Origin of the sequence: Vibrio sp. Y20_XG_PY13, from assembly GCF_024181925.1 — a bacterium.
In the GTDB taxonomy this organism is placed as follows: domain Bacteria; phylum Pseudomonadota; class Gammaproteobacteria; order Enterobacterales; family Vibrionaceae; genus Vibrio; species Vibrio parahaemolyticus.
Map to the genome: position 1 here is coordinate 108,676 of NZ_JAMZAL010000010.1, position 19,653 is coordinate 128,328.

Here is a 19,653-nt window from a genome sequence, read left to right on the forward strand (position 1 = left end):
GATTGCTTGTTTGACCGTTATGAATCCGGTGAGCGAGCCGTACTTGTTCATATCAACTTCACGCAAGAAGGTGAATGGGAAGATCTGGCTGAGTTCGAGATGCTGGTTTCTTCCGCTGGGGTTGAGACGCTGCAAGTTGTAACTGGTAGTCGTCAATCCCCACACCCGAAATACTATGTCGGAGAGGGTAAGGCCCAAGAAATTGCTACTACGGTACAGTTGACTGGTGCTGAAATTGTGATTTTTAATCACTCCCTCTCTCCTGCCCAAGAACGTAACCTCGAAGCACTGTGCAAATGTCGAGTTCTCGACCGCACTGGTCTCATCCTCGATATCTTTGCTCAACGAGCACGAACACACGAAGGTAAGCTACAGGTCGAGCTGGCCCAACTTCGACACATTTCTACTCGTTTAATTCGTGGTTGGACGCACCTTGAAAGGCAGAAAGGGGGGATCGGTTTACGTGGCCCGGGTGAAACCCAGCTGGAAACCGACCGTCGTTTATTGCGTGAACGAATCAAAGCCATCCTGCGCCGCCTAGAAAAGGTAGCCAAGCAGCGTGAACAAGGACGCCGTGCCCGAAATCGAGCTGAAATCCCAACAATTTCTCTCGTGGGTTACACCAACGCGGGTAAGTCGACACTCTTCAACCGAATAACCGAAGCTGGCGTGTATGCCGCTGACCAATTGTTTGCTACTTTGGATCCTACACTACGTAAGATGGAATTAGCGGATGTTGGCCCAGCCATACTGGCAGATACGGTTGGTTTTATTCGACATTTGCCTCACGACTTGGTTGCTGCCTTCAAAGCGACCTTGCAGGAAACGCAAGAAGCTGACATTTTGTTACATGTTGTTGATGCCAGTGATGAGCGTTTTCGTGAGAATATTCAAGCTGTTCATGAAGTATTAGAAGAGATCGACGCGCACGAAGTGCCGACGCTTGTCGTCATGAACAAAATCGACAATCTAGAGTCGCAGACACCACGTATAGAACGTGATGAGGAAGGGGTTCCTCGTGCGGTCTGGGTATCTGCAATGGAAGGATTGGGCATTGAGCTCCTGTTTGATGCGCTGACGGAACGTCTGGCGTCGCAAATGGTCGAGCATCAGTTGCGAATTCCTCCACAGTATCAAGGAAGATTCCGTAGTACATTCTTCCAAATGAAGTGTATTCAACGTGAGGAATACGACCAGGATGGTAACTTGTTGATCGATATTCGAATGCAGCAAGTAGATTGGTCTAGACTTGAAAAAAGAGAAGGGGCAGTTTTGACTGACTTTATAGTCACTTAAAGGACTGCTACAGTATAACGTCATATCAAATGATGGAGCTTTCTAATGGCGTGGAATGAGCCTGGAAATAACAACGGCAACAATGGCCGCGATAATGACCCTTGGGGTAATAATAATCGTGGTGGCCAGCGTCCTGGTGGCCGAGATCAAGGTCCGCCAGATTTAGATGAAGTGTTCAACAAACTGAGTCAAAAGCTGGGTGGCAAGTTTGGTAAAAAAGGCGGCGGTGGTTCCTCTATCGGCGGTGGCGGTGGTGCAATTGGCTTTGGTGTCATTGCGATCATTGCAATTGCGGTGTGGATTTTCGCTGGTTTTTACACCATCGGTGAAGCAGAACGTGGTGTTGTACTGCGTTTAGGTAAATACGATCGTATCGTAGACCCAGGCCTTAACTGGCGTCCTCGTTTTATTGATGAATACGAAGCGGTTAACGTACAAGCGATTCGTTCACTACGTGCATCTGGTCTAATGCTGACGAAAGATGAAAACGTAGTAACGGTTGCAATGGACGTTCAATACCGAGTTGCTGACCCATACAAATACCTATACCGCGTGACCAACGCAGATGATAGCTTGCGTCAAGCAACAGACTCTGCACTACGTGCGGTAATTGGTGATTCACTAATGGATAGCATTCTAACCAGTGGTCGTCAGCAAATTCGTCAAAGCACTCAAGAAACACTAAACCAAATCATCGATAGCTATGATATGGGTCTGGTGATTGTTGACGTGAACTTCCAGTCTGCACGTCCGCCAGAGCAAGTAAAAGATGCGTTTGATGACGCGATTGCTGCGCGTGAGGATGAAGAGCGTTTCATCCGTGAAGCAGAAGCTTACAAGAACGAAATCTTGCCGAAGGCAACGGGTCGTGCTGAACGTTTGAAGAAAGAAGCTCAAGGTTACAACGAGCGTGTAACTAACGAAGCATTGGGTCAAGTAGCACAGTTTGAAAAACTACTACCTGAATACCAAGCGGCTCCTGGCGTAACACGTGACCGTCTGTACATTGACGCGATGGAAGAGGTTTACACCAACACATCTAAAGTGTTGATTGACTCTGAATCAAGCGGCAACCTTTTGTACCTACCAATCGATAAATTGGCAGGTCAAGAAGGTCAAACAGACACTAAACGTAAATCGAAATCTTCTTCAACCTACGATCACATTCAACTAGAGTCTGAGCGTACACAAGAAGAAACATCGAACACGCAGTCTCGTTCAACAGGTACACGTCAAGGGAGATACTAAGAATGCGTAAGTTAATGATCCCTGTACTGGTAATCGCACTAGCATTGATGCTGATGTCTCTGTTTGTGATTCCTGAAGGTGAGCGCGGTATTGTGGTTCGATTTGGTCGTGTTCTTAAAGACAACAACGACATCACTCGAATTTATGAGCCGGGTCTGCATTTCAAAATGCCACTGTTTGATCGCGTGAAGCAGTTAGATGCTCGTATTCAAACGATGGATGGACGTGCTGACCGTTTCGTAACGTCAGAGAAAAAAGACGTTATCATCGATTCGTACGTGAAATGGCGTATTGAAGACTTCGGCCGTTACTACCTAGCAACAGGCGGTGGTAACTCTCTGACAGCTGAAGCACTTCTTGAGCGTAAAGTCACAGACGTACTTCGTTCTGAAATTGGTGCTCGTGAAATCAAACAAATCGTTTCAGGTCCACGTAATGATGACGTGCTACCAGAAGACGCAAGCAGTGATGAAGTGAACACAGAAGCGGCACGTGAAGCGTTAGAAATTGATGGTGAACGTGACCTAATCATGTCGGATGTACTGCGAGATACTCGTGAAAGTGCAATGAAAGACTTGGGTGTTCGTGTTGTCGATTTCCGTATGAAGAAAATCAACCTTCCTGATGAGATCAGTGAGTCGATTTACCGTCGTATGCGCGCTGAGCGTGAGTCGGTAGCTCGTAAGCACCGTTCTCAAGGTCGTGAGAAAGCAGAAATCATTCGTGCACAAGCGGAACTTGAAGTAGCAACCATTCTTGCAGAAGCGGATAAAACCGCTCGTGTTACACGCGGTGAAGCGGATGCAGAAGCAGCGAAGATCTATGCGAATGCATACAACAAAGATCCTGAGTTCTTCAGCTTCCTACGTTCTCTAAGAGCATACGAAAAATCATTCAGCTCTAAGAACGACATTCTTGTTCTGGATCCGAAGAGTGACTTCTTCCAGTACATGAATAACGCGAAAGGTGCGAAAGCTGAATAAGCGGACCATCTGAAATCTAAAAAGGCTCCGTAAGGAGCCTTTTTTGTATCGGTTGTACCATTGGTATGCCACCAAACATTAGCTCATCATAAATGCGATGACGGCTCCCGCCACCACAAGGCAGCCACCAATGCGCCGTAGCTGGTTGTCCGGTTGTTCACTCAGCTGTGCCACCATGTTTCGCCAGCCGTTTGGCGCGATCAAAGGGCCTATGCCTTCGACAATTAAAACAAGTCCAATCGCTAGCCAAATAGAGTCAGACATAAAGATTTCCAGTCGAATTTAGAAAAGTAAATATTATCAGTGATGTATTGATTTCGAAATGTACAGCGTTGATGAGATTACATTCTGGTATCAACTCTGTGAACAAAAAATGACTGCAAGAATTGCGATTCGGTGCTAGAATCCATTTTTAACTAGCAATCAGACTTGGAAAGATGGGAAATAACGTAGTCGTTCTAGGCACCCAATGGGGTGACGAAGGTAAAGGTAAAATTGTAGACCTTTTAACTGAAGATGCAAAATACGTGGTGCGCTACCAAGGCGGTCACAACGCAGGTCACACTCTTGTAATTGACGGTGAAAAAACCGTTCTTCACTTAATTCCATCAGGTATCCTTCGCGATAACGTAAAATGTGTTATCGGTAACGGTGTTGTACTATCACCTGAAGCTCTACTTAAAGAAATGAAACCTCTTGAAGAGCGTGGTATTCCAGTACGCGAACGTCTTTTCATTTCTGAAGCATGTCCTCTAATTCTTCCTTACCACGTTGCAATGGACCAAGCTCGCGAAATCGCTCGCGGTAAAAAAGCTATCGGTACAACTGGTCGTGGTATCGGTCCTGCATACGAAGATAAAGTTGCTCGTCGCGGTCTACGCGTTGGCGACCTATTCGATATGGAAGCTTTCGCTGAGAAACTTAAAGAAGTTATGGAATACCACAACTTCCAACTAGTTAATTTCTACAAAGCTGAGCCAGTAAGCTACGAAGCAGTGCTTGAAGAAGCAAAAGGCTACGCAGAGTTACTAACTTCAATGGTTATCGACGTAACTGACGAACTAGACGCAGCACGCAAGCGCGGCGACAAGATCATGTTCGAAGGTGCGCAAGGTACACTACTTGATATCGACCACGGTACTTACCCATACGTAACTTCTTCTAACACGACTGCTGGTGGTGTTGCTGCAGGTTCTGGTTTCGGTCCTCGTCACATCGGTTACATTCTAGGTATCGCGAAAGCGTACTGTACTCGTGTTGGTGCAGGTCCATTCCCGACTGAGCTATACGATGGTCTAGAGAAGCAAGACCCAGTAGGTAAGCACCTAGGTACTGTAGGTCACGAGTTCGGCGCAACCACTGGTCGTCTACGTCGTACTGGTTGGTTCGATGCTGTAGCTATGCGTCGTGCAATCCAAATCAACTCTGTATCTGGTTTCTGTCTAACTAAGCTAGATGTACTAGATGGCCTAGAAGAGCTTAAAATCTGTACTGGTTACAAGATGGAAGATGGCTCTGTACTAGAAGTGTCTCCAATGGCTGCTGAAGCATTCGAAAAAGCGACGCCAATCTACGAAACAATGCCAGGTTGGTCTGAGAACACATTTGGTGCTAAGTCACTAGATGCTCTACCACAAGCAGCTCTAAACTACATCAAACGTATCGAAGAGCTAACGGGCGTACCAGTAGACATCATCTCAACTGGTCCAGACCGTAACGAAACTATCATTAAGGTTCACCCATTCGAAGCTTAATAAGTACTCGTTAGAGATTTTAAAAGCCGACCTCAAGGTCGGCTTTTTTGTATCTGAGATAAAAATACCCACAGCGATAAATAATCTGCATATGGCAAGTTATTGCCGTTAAGCTTAAGGAAGAGGCAAAAATTGTCTAAAGCTTAGCTGCTGATTGCCGATAAGTTTATCAAGCAGAGGAGATCCTTGGCTGATCTTTGGTTTCTCAGATACCTTGAAGAGTACGTTTATGAAGTTACGAACAGTGGCTGCTTCACTGTTACTGATGCTGTCTGCCACAACAGTGCGAGCGAGTGCTGCTGATGTTGGCGCGCCAGTCCCCATCTACACCGAAGCAGAACTGATAAAGCTTATTGAGCAGAATAAGCATTTACAACGCGTGCGCGCTGATAACTGCCAGCTGGTGGAAGATATCGTAGCTCGTGCGACTCGAATTAACTTGCCTGCTTACGAGTTCTTATATGGCGACATGTTGGCGTGGGGCGTATGTGTCGAGCAAGATGTCGAGCTGGGGCTCTACTACATGGAAAATGCCGCGCAGCAAGGCTTACCTGCGGCATTAGAGCAGATTGGACGTTACTATTCGCGCGGTACTTTGGTGCAACAAGACAAAGAGCGTGCGATTCCGTATTTGCGTGAAGCGGCTTCTATGGGTAATTTAAACGCGCGTATTCATCTGGCTGAATTACTGCTACGCGATTACGGTAGTCCGTTGGACTATGAAGATGCTTACCGCTGGTTGTACAACTCGGTGACCGCCGATCAGCGTCAACACAAACGCATTGCCGTGTTAAGGCGTGGGCTAGAACAGCGTATGCCACAAAACATCATTGCACGCGCAAAAAGGCGTGACATGTTCTGGTAGATCTCCAGAAAATTCTCGGTAACTTCATACAGCAAAGCCCACACTTCGTGGGCTTTGTTGTTTTCCCGATAGGTGAACGCGCTTAAACCACCTTATGTGGGCCAAAGCATTCGTAATGGAATTGTTCCTCAGGGACGCCAAGTTCTTGTAGCTGTTTCGCGACGTGCTGCATAAAGCCCACCGGACCACAGAAGTACACTTGTACGTTGTCTTGTTTGAGTGCGGCTTCGATTTCATGCAGGTTTACAAAGCCGGTAAAGTGGAAGTCTTCACCTATCTTGTCTTTTGCCGTTGGTTGGTTATACCAAATGAGCGCGTTCATGTTTTCTTTCGCTGTGACTAGCTGGTTTACGTGCTCTTTAAAGGCGTGGTGTTTGCTGTTTTCTGTTGCATGTACCCAAGTCACTGGCGCGTGATGTTCCGTCAAGCTTTCTAGCATTGACAGTGTTGGCGTAAGGCCGACACCTGCAGAAATCAGCACCACTGGTGTATTGGTGTCTACATCCATAAAGAAATCACCCGCTGGCGCTGCGAGTTTTACTTTATCGCCGATGTTTAGCTCATCGTGCAGATAGTTGGATACTTTACCGCCTTGTTCACGTTTTACGGAGATGCGGTAAGTGTTCTCTTGAACCGAAGAAGATAGGCTGTATTGACGGATCTCTTGGTTTTCAAACTTATCGCTGTTGATGTAGATGCCGAGGTACTGCCCAGGCTTGTACTTCGTCACTTTACTGCCATCCGTCGGTTTGAAAACAAAACTGCAAATGTGTTCACTTTCCAATTGTTTACCGACCAACTCAAACTCACGTAGCCCTCGCCAACCACCTTCTTGCGATGCATTCGCTTGATAGATTTGCTCTTCGCGCTGGATAAATACATTAGCCAATACGCCATAAGCTTCAGCCCACGCGTCTAAAACTTCTTGGCCCGGATTGAATAACTCATCAATCGTAGCGATCAAGTGTTTACCTACGATTTGATATTGATCTTTCGTGATCAAAAAGCTGGTGTGTTTATGCGCAATTTTCTCCACAGCGCCAAGCAGAGCAGGCAAGTTTTCAATGTTAGCAGCGTATGCACAGATGGCATTGAATAGCGCTTCACGCTGATCGCCATTGCGCTGATTGCTCATGTTGAAAATGTCTTTTAACTCAGGGTTGTGAGTAAACATGCGGTCATAGAAGTGAGCGGTCAGTTTTGGTCCTGTTTCTGCGATTAGTGGCGCGGTCGCTTTCACGATCTCAATGGTTTGATTGCTGAGCATAAGAACTTCCTATTTTTAAGTTGTATTTGTAATGCATGTTTAAAGTTGTATCTCAAATGTATCTTTCGATCAAGAAAAGATTTACACTTTTGTCGATAGCGTAAGTTGGTTGTTTCGTCACTGACATTGAGCTATTAAGTCGCACTCTGGGAGAGAACATGCAGTTAACGAGCTTTACTGATTACGCGCTGAGAACCTTGATTTATTTAGCATCATTGCCAAAAGATGAGCTGACCAATATCACCGAAGTGACGGATTTGTTTGGTGTGTCTCGTAATCATATGGTCAAAGTAATCAACCGTTTAGGGCAGCTAGGCTACGTGCATACCGTGCGCGGTAAAAACGGTGGTATTCGCTTGATGAAGCCAGCGTCTGAGATCACCGTTGGTGGTGTCATGCGAGATTTGGAGCCGTTAGATTTGGTCAATTGTGGGGTGGAGTTTTGCCACATTACCCCCGCATGTCGCCTCAAAGATAAGCTTGCCAAAGCAAAAAGTGCCTTCCTCGCCGAGTTGGATGAGTGCACCATTGAATCCTTACTGAGCGATAACTCTGAGCTTTTGATCCTGCTTGCTCGCCCTTAGTTTATTTGCAGTTCCAGAGTCGATCTCGATCATTCTTTTTTCAAAGCAATTCTGTAGGTTATCGAGAGACTCAGATATACTAGCTCTATACCTTCCTTGCTAGATAGGCGTGCCTATGTCAGACAATATTCCAAACGATCCATTCGCAGATCGTGAATCCCAAAATTACGAAAATCCAATTCCAAGCCGAGAGTTCATCCTCGAGTTCCTTGAGCAAGCGGGCGTACCAATGAATCGCAATGACTTGTTCGAAGCTTTAAAGTTAGCGGGCGAAGAGCAATACGAAGGGTTGCGCCGCCGTTTACGTGCTATGGAACGAGATGGTCAACTGGTGTTTACCCGCCGTCAATGCTACGCATTGCCTGAAAAACTTGAAATGGTGAAAGGTTACGTGATTGGCCACAAAGATGGTCACGGTTGGGTACGTCCAGAAGGCAGCGTCGGCAAGGACGATGATATTTTGCTGCCACATCACCAAATGAAGAACATCATTCATGGTGATTTCGTGCTGGTGCAACCAACAGACAACAGCAAGCGTGGTCGTCGTGAAGGTCGCTTAGTTCGCGTACTTGAAGAGCGCAATAGCCAGATTGTTGGCCGCTTCTTCCTTGAGTACGGCTACTCATATGTTGTGCCGGATGATTCGCGCATCAGCCAAGATATTCTGATCCCGAACGAGCATAAAGCTGGCGCTCGTATGGGTAACGTCGTGGTGATTGAAATTACCGATCGTGGTTCTCGCTCGCGTGGCATGATGGGTAAAGTGGTTGAAGTTCTTGGCGAAAATATGGCGCCAGGTATGGAAACACAAATCGCAATTCGCACCCATCAAATCCCTTATGAGTGGCCAGAAGCGGTCGAAAAACAAATCGTAAACTTGGGCGAAGAAGTCCCTGAAGAAGCGAAAGTTGGCCGTGTTGACTTGCGTGAATTGCCGCTCGTTACCATTGACGGTGAAGATGCGCGAGACTTCGATGACGCCGTTTTCTGTGAGAAGAAAAAAGATGGTGGTTGGCGTCTTTGGGTCGCAATCGCAGACGTAAGCTACTACGTGCGCCCAGATTCAGCGTTAGACAAAGAAGCCATCAACCGTGGTAACTCTGTGTACTTCCCATCGCAAGTTGTCCCAATGTTGCCTGAAGTGCTTTCAAACGGTTTGTGTTCGCTTAACCCGCAAGTGGATCGCTTGTGTATGGTGTGTGAGATGACCATTTCTGAAAGCGGTAAGCTCTCAAGCTACAAGCACTACGAAGCGGTAATGAATTCCCACGCTCGTCTCACATACAGCAAAGTGAGCGCGATTCTTGAAGGTGATGAAGAACTGCGTGAACGCTACCAGCCACTCGTGTCGCATCTTGAAGAGTTGCACGCGATGTACAAAGTGTTGAAAGAAGCGCGTGATCAACGTGGTGCGATTGAGTTTGAAACTGTCGAAACCAAATTCATTTTTAATGCTGAGCGCAAGATTGAAAGCATTGAGCCAGTGATTCGTAATGATGCGCATAAGATCATCGAAGAATGTATGATTTTAGCTAACATTGCCTCGGCATCGTTGGTAGAAAAAGCCAAAGAGCCTGCACTGTATCGTATTCACGAATCTCCGGGTGAGCTGCGCTTGCAAGGCTTCCGCGATTTCCTAAGTGAGCTAGGTTTAGAGTTGAAAGGTGGTTTAGAGCCTTCTCCAACAGACTACGCCGATCTCGCGCGTCAAATTGCAGGTCGTCAAGACCAAGAGCTGATCCAAACCATGCTGTTGCGCTCCATGAAGCAAGCGGTGTACAACGCGGACAACGCAGGCCACTTCGGCTTGGCGCTTAAGCGTTACGCGCACTTTACGTCACCAATTCGTCGTTACCCTGACTTGTTGCTGCACCGTGCTATCAAGTATTTGATCGCTAAAGAAGAAGGCCGCAACCAAGACCGTTGGACGCCAACGGGTGGTTACCATTACTCATTTGATGATATGGACTTCTACGGCGAACAATGTTCAATGACAGAGCGCCGTGCTGATGATGCAACGCGTGAAGTTGCGGATTGGTTGAAGTGTGAATACATGCAAGATCACGTCGGCGATGAGCTGGAAGGCGTGATTGCTAACGTCACCAGTTTTGGCTTCTTCGTGCGCTTGACCGATCTGCATATCGATGGTTTGGTGCACATTTCAACGCTTGCGAACGACTACTACCAGTTTGATCCTATTGGTCAAAGACTTATCGGTGAAAGCTTCGGTAACATCTATCGTCTGGGTGATGCGGTCAAAGTAAAAGTGCTGGCTGTTAACCTAGATGACAAGCAAATTGACTTTGAATTGGTCGAAACAAGTCGTAAGCTACGCGGCGAAGGTAAGACAGCTAAGAAACGAGCTGCGGAAGCGCAACGCAAAGCCAAAGAGAAAAAACGTGCGGCGACACGTTCTTCATCAAAAGAAGGTGCTACAGCGCGCGCTGTTCCTGCTATTGAGCCAACTAAGCGCCCAGAACAAACGGATTCTGGCCGTAAACGCAAAGGGCCAAAACGTGGGGATGACGACAGTGCAAAGAAGCCAAAGGTGAAGAAAGCCCACAAGAAAAAGCCACACAGTAAGCCAAAGAAAACCAAGCGCACTAAGCAAGACGCGCAGTAGGCTGAAGCGCCAATCTGTTACCGCAGATTGGCGGTGAGCGAAGCACAGAAACAGGTTAAGTAATGAGTAACGAATTTATTTACGGCATTCATGCCGTGAAAGCGGTATTGGAACGCGAACCAGAACGTTTTATTGAAGCGTACGTTCTAAAAGGACGCCAAGACGATCGCCTAATGCCAATCTTGAACGATTTGCAGGTGTGTGGTGTTTCTATCCAACAAATGACGCGTAAAACCTTGGATGACAAAGCACATGGTGCAAACCACCAAGGCATCATCGCGCGCGTAAAACCAGCAAAACAGCTGAACGAAAACGACATTGACGACATCCTAGCGCAGCATGAGACACCGTTGCTATTGGTTTTGGATGGCGTGACTGACCCTCACAACCTTGGTGCCTGTTTACGTAACGCCGATGCTGCTGGTGTTGCTGCGATTATCGTTCCAAAAGATCGATCAGCACCAATGAATGCAACAGTAAGCAAAGTAGCCTGTGGTGCTGCAGAAGTGGTGCCTTTGATTCGTGTAACCAACCTAGCGCGCACAATGCGTACTCTGCAAGAGCAGGGCATCTGGTTCGTGGGTACGGCGGGTGAAGCGACACACGACATTTATCAAGCAAAACTGACTGGTCCTCTGGCAATTGTCATGGGCGCAGAAGGTGATGGCATGCGCCGCCTAACGCGAGAAACTTGCGATGATTTGATTAAAATCCCAATGGCAGGTAGCGTATCAAGTTTGAATGTGTCGGTTGCATCAGGCATCTGTTTATTCGAAGCAGTTCGTCAGCGCTTGGCTGCGAAGTAAGCGAATGAGACCATATGTCACTGAGCCCAAAGGCTTAGTGGCTTGAAGAATCAAACACATAGGATGGGAAACCATCCTTTGTTATTTTTAGCTAGGGAAATTATGACTCAACAAGATATTAAACTGATTGCGTTCGATCTGGATGGCACATTGTTGGATAGCGTACCTGATTTGGCGGTTGCTGCAGACCAAGCGGTACAAGCTTTGGGTTACCCTGCAGTATCGGAAGAGCAAGTACGTGATTACGTAGGTAACGGTGCTGACGTCCTGATTGGCCGTGCACTAAGCCAAAGCATGACCATCAGTAGCGATCTTAGTGAAGAGCTGCGTGCAAAAGGACGCGAGCTGTTTGATGACTTTTACGCGCAAAGCGGTCATCAGCTGAGCCATCTTTACCCAACAGTAAAAGAGACGCTAGAAGAGCTACATCAGGCAGGCTTTACGATGGCGCTTGTAACGAACAAACCATCGAAGTTTGTTCCAGAAATTCTAGAGCAACATGGCATCGCAAAATACTTCGTGGACGTATTGGGTGGTGATGCATTCCCTGAGAAAAAACCAAATCCAGTCGCACTGAACTGGTTGATGGAAAAACATCAGGTGAAAGCGAGCGAAATGCTGATGGTTGGCGACTCGAAGAATGACATCCTTGCTGCGAAAAACGCAGGTTGTGCTTCGTTTGGTTTAACATACGGTTACAACCATGGTGAGCCTATTTCAGCTTCAAACCCAGATTTTGTCGCAGACAGTTTATCTGAATTATTGGAAGTAGTAGCCGTTTCTGCATAACGGTAACAAAAGAGCTTCCAAAATACTTGTTAATGAGTACACTGAGTAAACCGTGCGCTAAAAGCCGCACGGTTTTTCATTTTAATTAGATTAAGAAGTCAAAGGAATCATTCTAATGAGCAAACCCATTGTATTGAGTGGTGTTCAACCGTCAGGTGAACTAAGTATCGGTAACTACTTGGGTGCTCTACGTCAATGGCAGCAGATGCAAGACGATTATGATTGCCAATACTGTGTTGTAGACCTTCACGCGGTTACGGTTCGCCAAGATCCTAAAGCCCTACATGAAGCGACTCTAGACGCATTGGCGATCTGTCTGGCAGTTGGTGTTGATCCGAAGAAGAGCACGCTATTTGTTCAGTCACACGTACCAGAGCATGCTCAACTTGGTTGGCTTCTTAACTGTTACACTCAAATGGGTGAACTGAGCCGTATGACTCAGTTTAAAGACAAGTCTGCACGTTACGCGAACGACGTAAACGTGGGTCTGTTTGATTACCCAGTGCTAATGGCAGCAGACATCCTGCTTTACGGCGCACACCAAGTGCCAGTAGGTAGCGACCAGAAGCAGCACCTAGAATTAGCGCGTGATATCGCAACGCGTTTCAACAACATTTACTCGCCAGAAAGCCCAATCTTCACGGTACCTGAGCCATACATTCCAACGGTTAACGCGCGCGTAATGAGCCTTCAAGATGCGACGAAGAAAATGTCGAAGTCTGATGATAACCGTAAGAATGTTATCACGCTGCTTGAAGAGCCGAAATCGATCATCAAGAAGATCAATAAAGCCCAAACGGATACCGAAACGCCACCAAGCATTCGCCATGATGTTGAAAACAAAGCGGGTATTGCAAACCTAATGGGTCTTTACTCTGCAGCGACAGGCATGAGCTTTGAAGAGATTGAAGCGAAATACAAAGGCGTTGAAATGTACGGCCCATTCAAGAAAGGCGTGGGTGAAGCGGTTGTTGCGATGCTTGAGCCAATTCAAGAAGAATACCGTCGTATTCGTTCAGATCGTGCGTTTATGGATGAAGTGATGAAGCAAGGCGCGGAGAAAGCATCGGCTCGCGCGGCGGAAACACTGAAAAAAGCATACGAAGCTGTCGGTTTTGTTGCTCGTCCGTAATCTCAAGTAATCCAATACCCAAAAAGCTCCACTTCGGTGGAGCTTTTTTTATGTGCTGAGAAAATTACTCGAAGGGTGTGTTGTCCATACAGCGCTCCATATCATAGTACTCAACGCGGCCACGAGCGCCTAAAAACGAAGACTTCACCACCATCCCACGATCCACATAATTAGTGAGGAAAACACAGGATATCTCGTAACTTAACTGTTTGATTTTATATGGCTCCCAGTAATAGTCTGGTCCAGGCAGGCGGGCACGAAAAGAAATGACACCATCGTCACTGACTTCAAACTCTTCCATTCCCTTGAACTCATTTTTTGCTGATTGGATAGTTTTTTGATTGGCGGTTGGGTAAAGCGGTTCAGAAGATGTTAGCTGACAGCCCGTCATAAGCCCAAACGCGGAGAGAGCTAGTCCAATACGTTGAATTGTTTTCATTGATTTTTCCACGATAGATGATGGATGAGATCTTATTGTCTCGCGTTGGTTTTATAACGCTTGTGTATGTTTTTCTCCACTGTGTTGTTGGAATTTATCATTTTTGATTGATAAAAATTTGAAGTGTAAATGGCGAGTGCGGAAAGCTGGGGAGTAAATAACAAGCGAGATTCTGAAATAAACCAAAGTAGCAATATTCTAAATTAGTAATTAATTATATTTAATGAAGCATGAAAGCGCTCGAAATAATAACTTAGTGTACCAAGAAAGTATTGATGTATTCCATAACATGGAATGGAAAAATAAACTGAGCAATTAGTCTAATTTTGCTTTCCTGCTGCACTACTGAACAGTATTTATTACAAAATATGTTTGAATACGCTGTTTTGGCATATTTTTATAGATTCACATGTGATTTATTTCACGGCTTTTACTGCTCTTTCTTATTTATTTCATAAATAAACCTGATAGTAGACGCAAATGGTAGGCTCTGATCGGAGCTTAGTTTGCATTTAAATAAATATCAGGTACGACAATGGACACGTTAATCAAACCCTCAATACTTGCATTAACCATCGCCAGTGCGCTTAGCGCTAACGCGAATGCAGAAATTATCATTTCCCAGTACGTAGAAGGTGGCTCGTATAATAAAGCGGTCGAGATCGCGAATACCGGTGATGCCGCAGTCACGCTAACAGGTTATGAGCTAGCGAAATCATCTAATGGTGGTGGCACTTGGGGCAGCAAGATCGATTTGAGCCAAGTGACGTTGCAAGCGAAGCAGGTGTTTGTTCTTGCCCATGGTGATGCCAGCGATGCGATTAAAGCAGTGGCTGACCAGACCGATAAAAACGTGGCGAACTTTAATGGTGACGATCCTCTCGCACTATTAAAAGATGGTGAAGTTCACGACATGGTCGGCGTGATGGGTGGTGTAGCATTTGGCAAAGACGCCACTTTGGTACGTAACGGTGACGCACTGACGCCTTCTGCGACTTTCCAATCTTCTCAATGGACAACGTTAGCAAAAGACAACATTGATGGCTTGGGCGAGCTGAATGCAGCTGAGCCACCTGCAACATTTGTGTGTGAAGTGGATGGACACGCGCCAACGTTCACATCCATTCAAGACATTCAAGGTGAAGGTGCTTCTTCGCCATTTATCGATGGTTACCCATACATTACGACAGAAGAGCATTTTGTTACTGGTGTCGTGAGCGCTGTTACTAGCGGTTTGACGAAAGGCTTCTACCTGCAAGCTATCGAGAACGATAACAACGATAAGACGTCAGAAGGTCTATTTATTCATACGAACGCCGCAGATACCGAGCTAAAGCCTGGTGATGTAGTTTGTGTGAAAGGTAAGGTTCAGGAGTACTACAGCAATACTCAGCTTTCTTCTGACGCAACCAGCTATGTAAAAACTGGCTCGTCAGACATTCCATTGGTGACGCCGCTTGTGATCAAAGAAGGCGAAACTCTGCGTGATGCGTTAGAGCGCCATGAAGGGATGCAAGTGACGCTGAACTCAGCCAGTGATTTGTTTGTTACTCGCAACTTCTCTTACGATTACGATTCAAAACGTAACAACATGATGTTGTCGCACCAAGCTCCACTCTTTAAGCCAACTCAGCTTCACGCAGCAGACAGTGCAGAAGCGGTCGAGCTAGCAAAACAAAATGCAGAGAATCGAGTTTTCCTAGAATCTGATGCCAAAGCACCGAACGGCAAAATTCCTTACTACCCTGAGTTTGGTCAAGATTTGGATCAAGACGGTTCATCTGAACAGCACATTCGCTTAGGTTCGCGCGTTGAAGGTTTACAGGGCGTAGTGAATTACAGCTACAACGAATACCGTCTGATCGCGACGAACGATGTAAATAACACTAACTTTGTGGCAGCAGGTGATGGCTTTGATGTAGAGCGTAAAGCGGCGCCAGCTATCGCTGAGTCGGATTTACGCGTTGCAAGCTTTAACGTGCTTAACTACTTCACTTCGGTTGCAGACAGCGGAAACAACAACCCGACAGGCCAAAACCGTGGCGCGACGAATCACGATGAGTTCTTGATCCAACAAGCGAAGATCGTGTCTGCGATGAATAAGATGGATGCTGACATCATTGGTTTGATGGAAGTGGAAAATAACGGCTTCGGTGATGGCAGTGCTGTGCAAAACTTGGTGGATGCATTGAATGCAGAAATCGATGACGCAGACGATCATTACACTTACGTTGAAATCGCAGATAAAGACAAGTACCAAGAAGAGTACTTCGGAAGTGATGCGATCATGGTTGCTATCTTGTACCGCGCGAAAGTGGTCACGCCAAAAGAAGCGGCGAAAGTGATCTTCACGCCAGAGCAGCACATTGCCGAAAACACCATTACTCGTAAAGATGGTGCTGAGAGCAACCCTGCGTACGACAAATACCAACGCCACAGCTTGTTGCAAACCTTCACGGTACAAGAGAGCGGTGAAGATCTTTCTATCGTCGTTAACCACTTCAAATCGAAAGGTTCTGAATGTATTGAAGAGTGGATCGCTGGCGTAGAAGACTCGGAGCCTGCGGATCTGCAAGGCAACTGTAACAACTTCCGTGTTTCTGCTGCGCACGCAGTGGGTGAAGCGTTGAAAGACGTGAAAGGCGATGTGTTGCTGATGGGGGACCTCAATGCGTATGGTATGGAAGATCCACTACTGACACTGACTGACTACTCGAAAGAGAAATACGGACGTGATATCTACACAGCGGGTTACACCACAATCAACGGTGGTGAGTTGCAAGTTGAGCAAACGCAAATCAAACAAGGTTACGGCCTGAACAACCTTAATACCTTGCTGCATGGCACAGACACGTTCTCGTACACCTATTCTGGTGAGTTGGGCAATTTAGACCACGCCTTGGCAAGCAACAGCTTGGCGCAAAAAGTGGTAGCGATTGAAGATTGGCACATTAACTCACTAGAAAGTAACTTGTTTGAGTACGGCAGCAAATACACAGGTGATATGCCGAAATACAAAGACGCGTTCTCGGCATCTGACCACGATCCTGTGATCATCGCGATTGACTTACCTGATACGGATATCGATTTACCGAAAGCGGGTGAAAATTTAGCGGTAGATGTACGTTTGCCACCAAACGCGGTTGCAGGTGACATCGTGACTGTTAGCTTAACCGTCGCGACTCAAGCTGCCGCTGTAAGTAGTGATGCAAAAGCTTACTCAGCGAGCAAGACTTTAGATCAAACGGACATTAAAGCGCGCAGCGTGAATGTTGAGTTTGAACAGGCGCCAGAGCAAGGTAACTACCAACTGGAAGAGAAAGTGACAGACTCGACTGGCAACGTCGTTAAGTTTAGCTCTGTTCGTGCAGTCTCTATGACTCAACCTGAAACGGGCACCACAGATTCGAAAGACTCTGATGGTGGTTCGTTTGGGTTTGGTGCACTGCTAGCAATGCTTGGACTTGGCTTGTTCCGCCGCCGCCGTTAAGCCACTCCTGTCCTAAAAACATAGCTGTAAAACTCAAAGGCCAGCCGATGCTGGCCTTTTTATTGCGCAAAGACTTGCCTTTCTAATTGGGTGTTGCAAAATACCGCCCTCAATTGTGGTAAACCAGACAATTGATCCTTAAGCCTTGCCAAAACGGATTGGAGCAGCCGACACGTTATGTTGTTGATCATCGATAACTACGATTCTTTCACTTACAACCTTTACCAATACTTTTGCGAGCTTGGTGCTCAGGTAAAGGTCGTGCGCAATGACGAAATCGACATTCAAGGTATCGAAGCCCTCAATCCAACCCATTTGGTGATTTCCCCTGGGCCTTGTACGCCAAACGAAGCGGGTATTTCCCTGCAAGCGATAGAGCATTTCGCCGGTAAGCTTCCTATTTTAGGGGTGTGCCTTGGTCATCAAGCCATTGCGCAAGTGTTCGGTGGCGAAGTTGTGCGTGCGAGACAAGTCATGCATGGTAAAACATCGCCGATCCGCCACACGGGGCGCAGTGTGTTTAAAAATCTAAATAACCCACTTACGGTAACCCGCTACCACTCTCTCGTGGTGAAAAACGGCACGTTACCCGATGTGTTTGAATTGACTGCTTGGACGGAACTGCCTGATGGCAGCATGGACGAAATAATGGGATATCAGCACAAAACCCTGCCTATTGATGCTGTGCAGTTTCATCCAGAATCAATCAAAACTGAGCAAGGACATGAGCTGTTAGCCAACTTTCTTGCACGCAGAGCGATCTGATCTCGATCACTTTTCTTAACAAATTGTTCATCTTTTTGACGGTGTAAGTGGAATGCAAAACTATGCGTTTCATGGTTGATGGTCTGCTTATGCACGCCATTTTGACTCGTCTAACCCCTGTATTACATAACTTTTGTAAAAATTCACTTCTCTATTTTACTTTCTTGATGCATAAATACTCATAAGTAGTGATTAACGGCAGTTGCGCAGCAATACGAAAAGAATAAATCACTATTGAAATGGTTAATTAAATGTAAATACAATGCCGCAATAGCTTAAATGCAAAACATTATTTGCTGGCAACGATGGCCGGTTAAATTCGCTTATCTGCTACGCATGCGGTATCAAGAAGGAATGTGCAATGACAACGGAAATTAAAGTAGAGCGCGGTTTATTCGATGAGGTGATGGTACCTTGCTATAACCCGATGGAAATGATCCCTGTAAGAGGCAAAGGCTCACGTATTTGGGATCAGGACGATAACGAGTACATCGACTTTGCTGGTGGTATTGCAGTGAGCTGCTTGGGTCATTGTCATCCAGTAATGGTTGATGCGTTGACTGAGCAAGGCAACAAGCTGTGGCATCTAAGTAACGTGATGACGAACGAGCCGGCACTTCGCCTTGCGAAAAAGCTAACTGAAGTGAGCTTTGCTGAGCGCGTATTCTTTGCTAACTCGGGCGCAGAAGCCAACGAAGCGGCACTGAAGTTAGCACGCCGTTACGCGGCAGATGTTCATGGCCCTGAAAAATCAGAAATCATCGCATTTAAACAAGGTTTCCACGGTCGTACATTCTTTACTGTGACGGTTGGCGGTCAAGCGGCTTACTCAGACGGTTTTGGTCCTAAGCCAGGCGATGTTACGCACTTACCATACAACGATATCGAAGCACTTCAAGCACACATGTCAGAGCGCACATGTGCGGTTATGATGGAGCCGCTACAAGGCGAAGGCGGCATCGTGCCACCAACTCCGGAATTTGCTCAAGCAGTACGTGAACTGTGTGACAAGCACAACGCGCTACTTATCTTTGATGAAGTTCAAACGGGTAACGGACGTACTGGTCATTTCTATGCTTACCAAGGTCTAGGTATCACGCCAGACATTCTAAGCACAGCGAAATCACTGGGTGGTGGTTTCCCTATCGGTGCAATGCTAACAACAGCAAAACTGGCTGAGCATCTGAAAGTGGGCACTCACGGTTCAACATACGGTGGTAACCCATTGGCATGTGCAGTGGCAGAAGCGGTCGTTAACGAAGTGACAAAACCAGAAGTGCTTGCTGGTGTTTTAGAGCGCGAAGCGCTGTTCCGCGCAGGTCTAGAAAAGATCAATGCGAAGTACAACCTATTCTCTGAAGTTCGTGGCAAAGGTCTATTGCTAGGCGCTGCGCTGAATGAAGAGTGGCAAGGCCGTGCACGTGATGTGCTGGTTGCTGCAGGTAAACAAGGTCTATTGGTATTGGTTGCGGGTGCCAATGTCGTGCGTTTCACACCATCACTCGTTATCACACAACAAGAAATTGAAGAAGGCTTGGCGAAACTGGATAAAGCCATCGCGACTTTAGTTTAAGCGCGATATCAGTTTAAACGTCAACGCAGACACCCCCGT

Annotated in this window: 16 protein-coding genes; 13 read left to right on the forward strand and 3 right to left on the reverse strand. The window is 46.6% G+C overall.

The window, feature by feature from the left end:
• Positions 1-6: 6 nt before the first annotated feature.
• Genes hflX through hflC form a run of 3 tightly spaced genes read left to right on the forward strand, consistent with a single transcriptional unit; the run spans position 7 to position 3,527 of the window.
• On the forward strand, positions 7-1,296 hold the full coding sequence (gene hflX / locus NL646_RS19755; RefSeq protein WP_005496507.1) for a ribosome rescue GTPase HflX: 1,290 nt from the start codon (positions 7-9) through the stop codon (positions 1,294-1,296).
• A gap of 45 nt (positions 1,297-1,341) precedes the next feature.
• Complete coding sequence (hflK, locus tag NL646_RS19760) at positions 1,342-2,544, forward strand: FtsH protease activity modulator HflK (protein ID WP_005460667.1); 1,203 nt, start codon at positions 1,342-1,344, stop codon at positions 2,542-2,544.
• A 2-nt stretch (positions 2,545-2,546) separates the two neighbouring features.
• A complete protein-coding gene (gene hflC / locus NL646_RS19765) occupies positions 2,547-3,527 on the forward strand; it encodes a protease modulator HflC (protein WP_005460668.1) in 981 nt (326 codons plus the stop codon).
• A gap of 78 nt (positions 3,528-3,605) precedes the next feature.
• Here hflC and NL646_RS19770 read toward each other — a convergent pair whose 3' ends face one another.
• The gene (locus NL646_RS19770) at positions 3,606-3,791 is read right to left on the reverse strand and encodes a DUF2065 domain-containing protein (protein ID WP_005480030.1); all 186 of its coding nucleotides are present in this window, start codon (positions 3,789-3,791) and stop codon (positions 3,606-3,608) included.
• Positions 3,792-3,964: 173 nt separating this feature from the next.
• Here NL646_RS19770 and NL646_RS19775 point away from each other — a divergent pair, with 173 nt between their 5' ends.
• Entirely contained in the window at positions 3,965-5,281 is a 1,317-nt protein-coding gene (locus NL646_RS19775; RefSeq protein WP_005460670.1) for an adenylosuccinate synthase, read from the forward strand.
• A 229-nt stretch (positions 5,282-5,510) separates the two neighbouring features.
• Complete coding sequence (locus NL646_RS19780) at positions 5,511-6,146, forward strand: tetratricopeptide repeat protein (RefSeq protein ID WP_005496512.1); 636 nt, start codon at positions 5,511-5,513, stop codon at positions 6,144-6,146.
• An 82-nt stretch (positions 6,147-6,228) separates the two neighbouring features.
• On the opposite strand, the gene hmpA is transcribed toward NL646_RS19780, so the two are convergent.
• Positions 6,229-7,413, reverse strand: coding sequence for an NO-inducible flavohemoprotein (gene hmpA, locus NL646_RS19785; RefSeq protein ID WP_253664595.1), 1,185 nt, complete (start codon positions 7,411-7,413; stop codon positions 6,229-6,231).
• 158 nt (positions 7,414-7,571) lie between these two features.
• On the opposite strand from hmpA, the gene nsrR reads away from it, so the two are divergent.
• The 5 genes from nsrR (at position 7,572) to trpS (ending at position 13,347) form a co-directional block, all read left to right on the forward strand.
• Positions 7,572-7,997: a nitric oxide-sensing transcriptional repressor NsrR gene (gene nsrR / locus NL646_RS19790; RefSeq protein WP_020839778.1), complete on the forward strand. Its 426-nt coding sequence runs from the start codon at positions 7,572-7,574 to the stop codon at positions 7,995-7,997.
• 115 nt (positions 7,998-8,112) lie between these two features.
• Positions 8,113-10,620: a ribonuclease R gene (gene rnr / locus NL646_RS19795; protein WP_020839777.1), complete on the forward strand. Its 2,508-nt coding sequence runs from the start codon at positions 8,113-8,115 to the stop codon at positions 10,618-10,620.
• 62 nt (positions 10,621-10,682) lie between these two features.
• Positions 10,683-11,426, forward strand: coding sequence for a 23S rRNA (guanosine(2251)-2'-O)-methyltransferase RlmB (rlmB, locus tag NL646_RS19800; RefSeq protein WP_005455666.1), 744 nt, complete (start codon positions 10,683-10,685; stop codon positions 11,424-11,426).
• Between the two features lie 102 nt (positions 11,427-11,528).
• Positions 11,529-12,215 carry a phosphoglycolate phosphatase gene (locus NL646_RS19805; RefSeq protein WP_005496518.1) on the forward strand — a complete coding sequence of 229 codons (687 nt, stop codon included), beginning with the start codon at positions 11,529-11,531 and terminating at the stop codon, positions 12,213-12,215.
• A gap of 115 nt (positions 12,216-12,330) precedes the next feature.
• Positions 12,331-13,347 (forward strand): tryptophan--tRNA ligase, encoded by a 1,017-nt coding sequence (gene trpS / locus NL646_RS19810; RefSeq protein WP_253664596.1) that lies wholly within the window; start codon positions 12,331-12,333, stop codon positions 13,345-13,347.
• A gap of 64 nt (positions 13,348-13,411) precedes the next feature.
• On the opposite strand, the gene NL646_RS19815 is transcribed toward trpS, so the two are convergent.
• Entirely contained in the window at positions 13,412-13,786 is a 375-nt protein-coding gene (locus NL646_RS19815; protein ID WP_024699762.1) for a hypothetical protein, read from the reverse strand.
• Between the two features lie 535 nt (positions 13,787-14,321).
• Between NL646_RS19815 and NL646_RS19820 the strand changes: the two genes are divergently transcribed.
• The 3 genes from NL646_RS19820 to NL646_RS19830 all read left to right on the forward strand — a co-directional run bounded on the left by NL646_RS19820 (position 14,322) and on the right by NL646_RS19830 (position 19,614).
• Positions 14,322-17,276 carry an ExeM/NucH family extracellular endonuclease gene (locus NL646_RS19820; protein ID WP_253664597.1) on the forward strand — a complete coding sequence of 985 codons (2,955 nt, stop codon included), beginning with the start codon at positions 14,322-14,324 and terminating at the stop codon, positions 17,274-17,276.
• 177 nt (positions 17,277-17,453) lie between these two features.
• Positions 17,454-18,041 (forward strand): aminodeoxychorismate/anthranilate synthase component II, encoded by a 588-nt coding sequence (locus NL646_RS19825; protein ID WP_005458124.1) that lies wholly within the window; start codon positions 17,454-17,456, stop codon positions 18,039-18,041.
• A gap of 361 nt (positions 18,042-18,402) precedes the next feature.
• Positions 18,403-19,614: an aspartate aminotransferase family protein gene (locus NL646_RS19830; protein ID WP_253664598.1), complete on the forward strand. Its 1,212-nt coding sequence runs from the start codon at positions 18,403-18,405 to the stop codon at positions 19,612-19,614.
• Positions 19,615-19,653 lie beyond the last annotated feature (39 nt).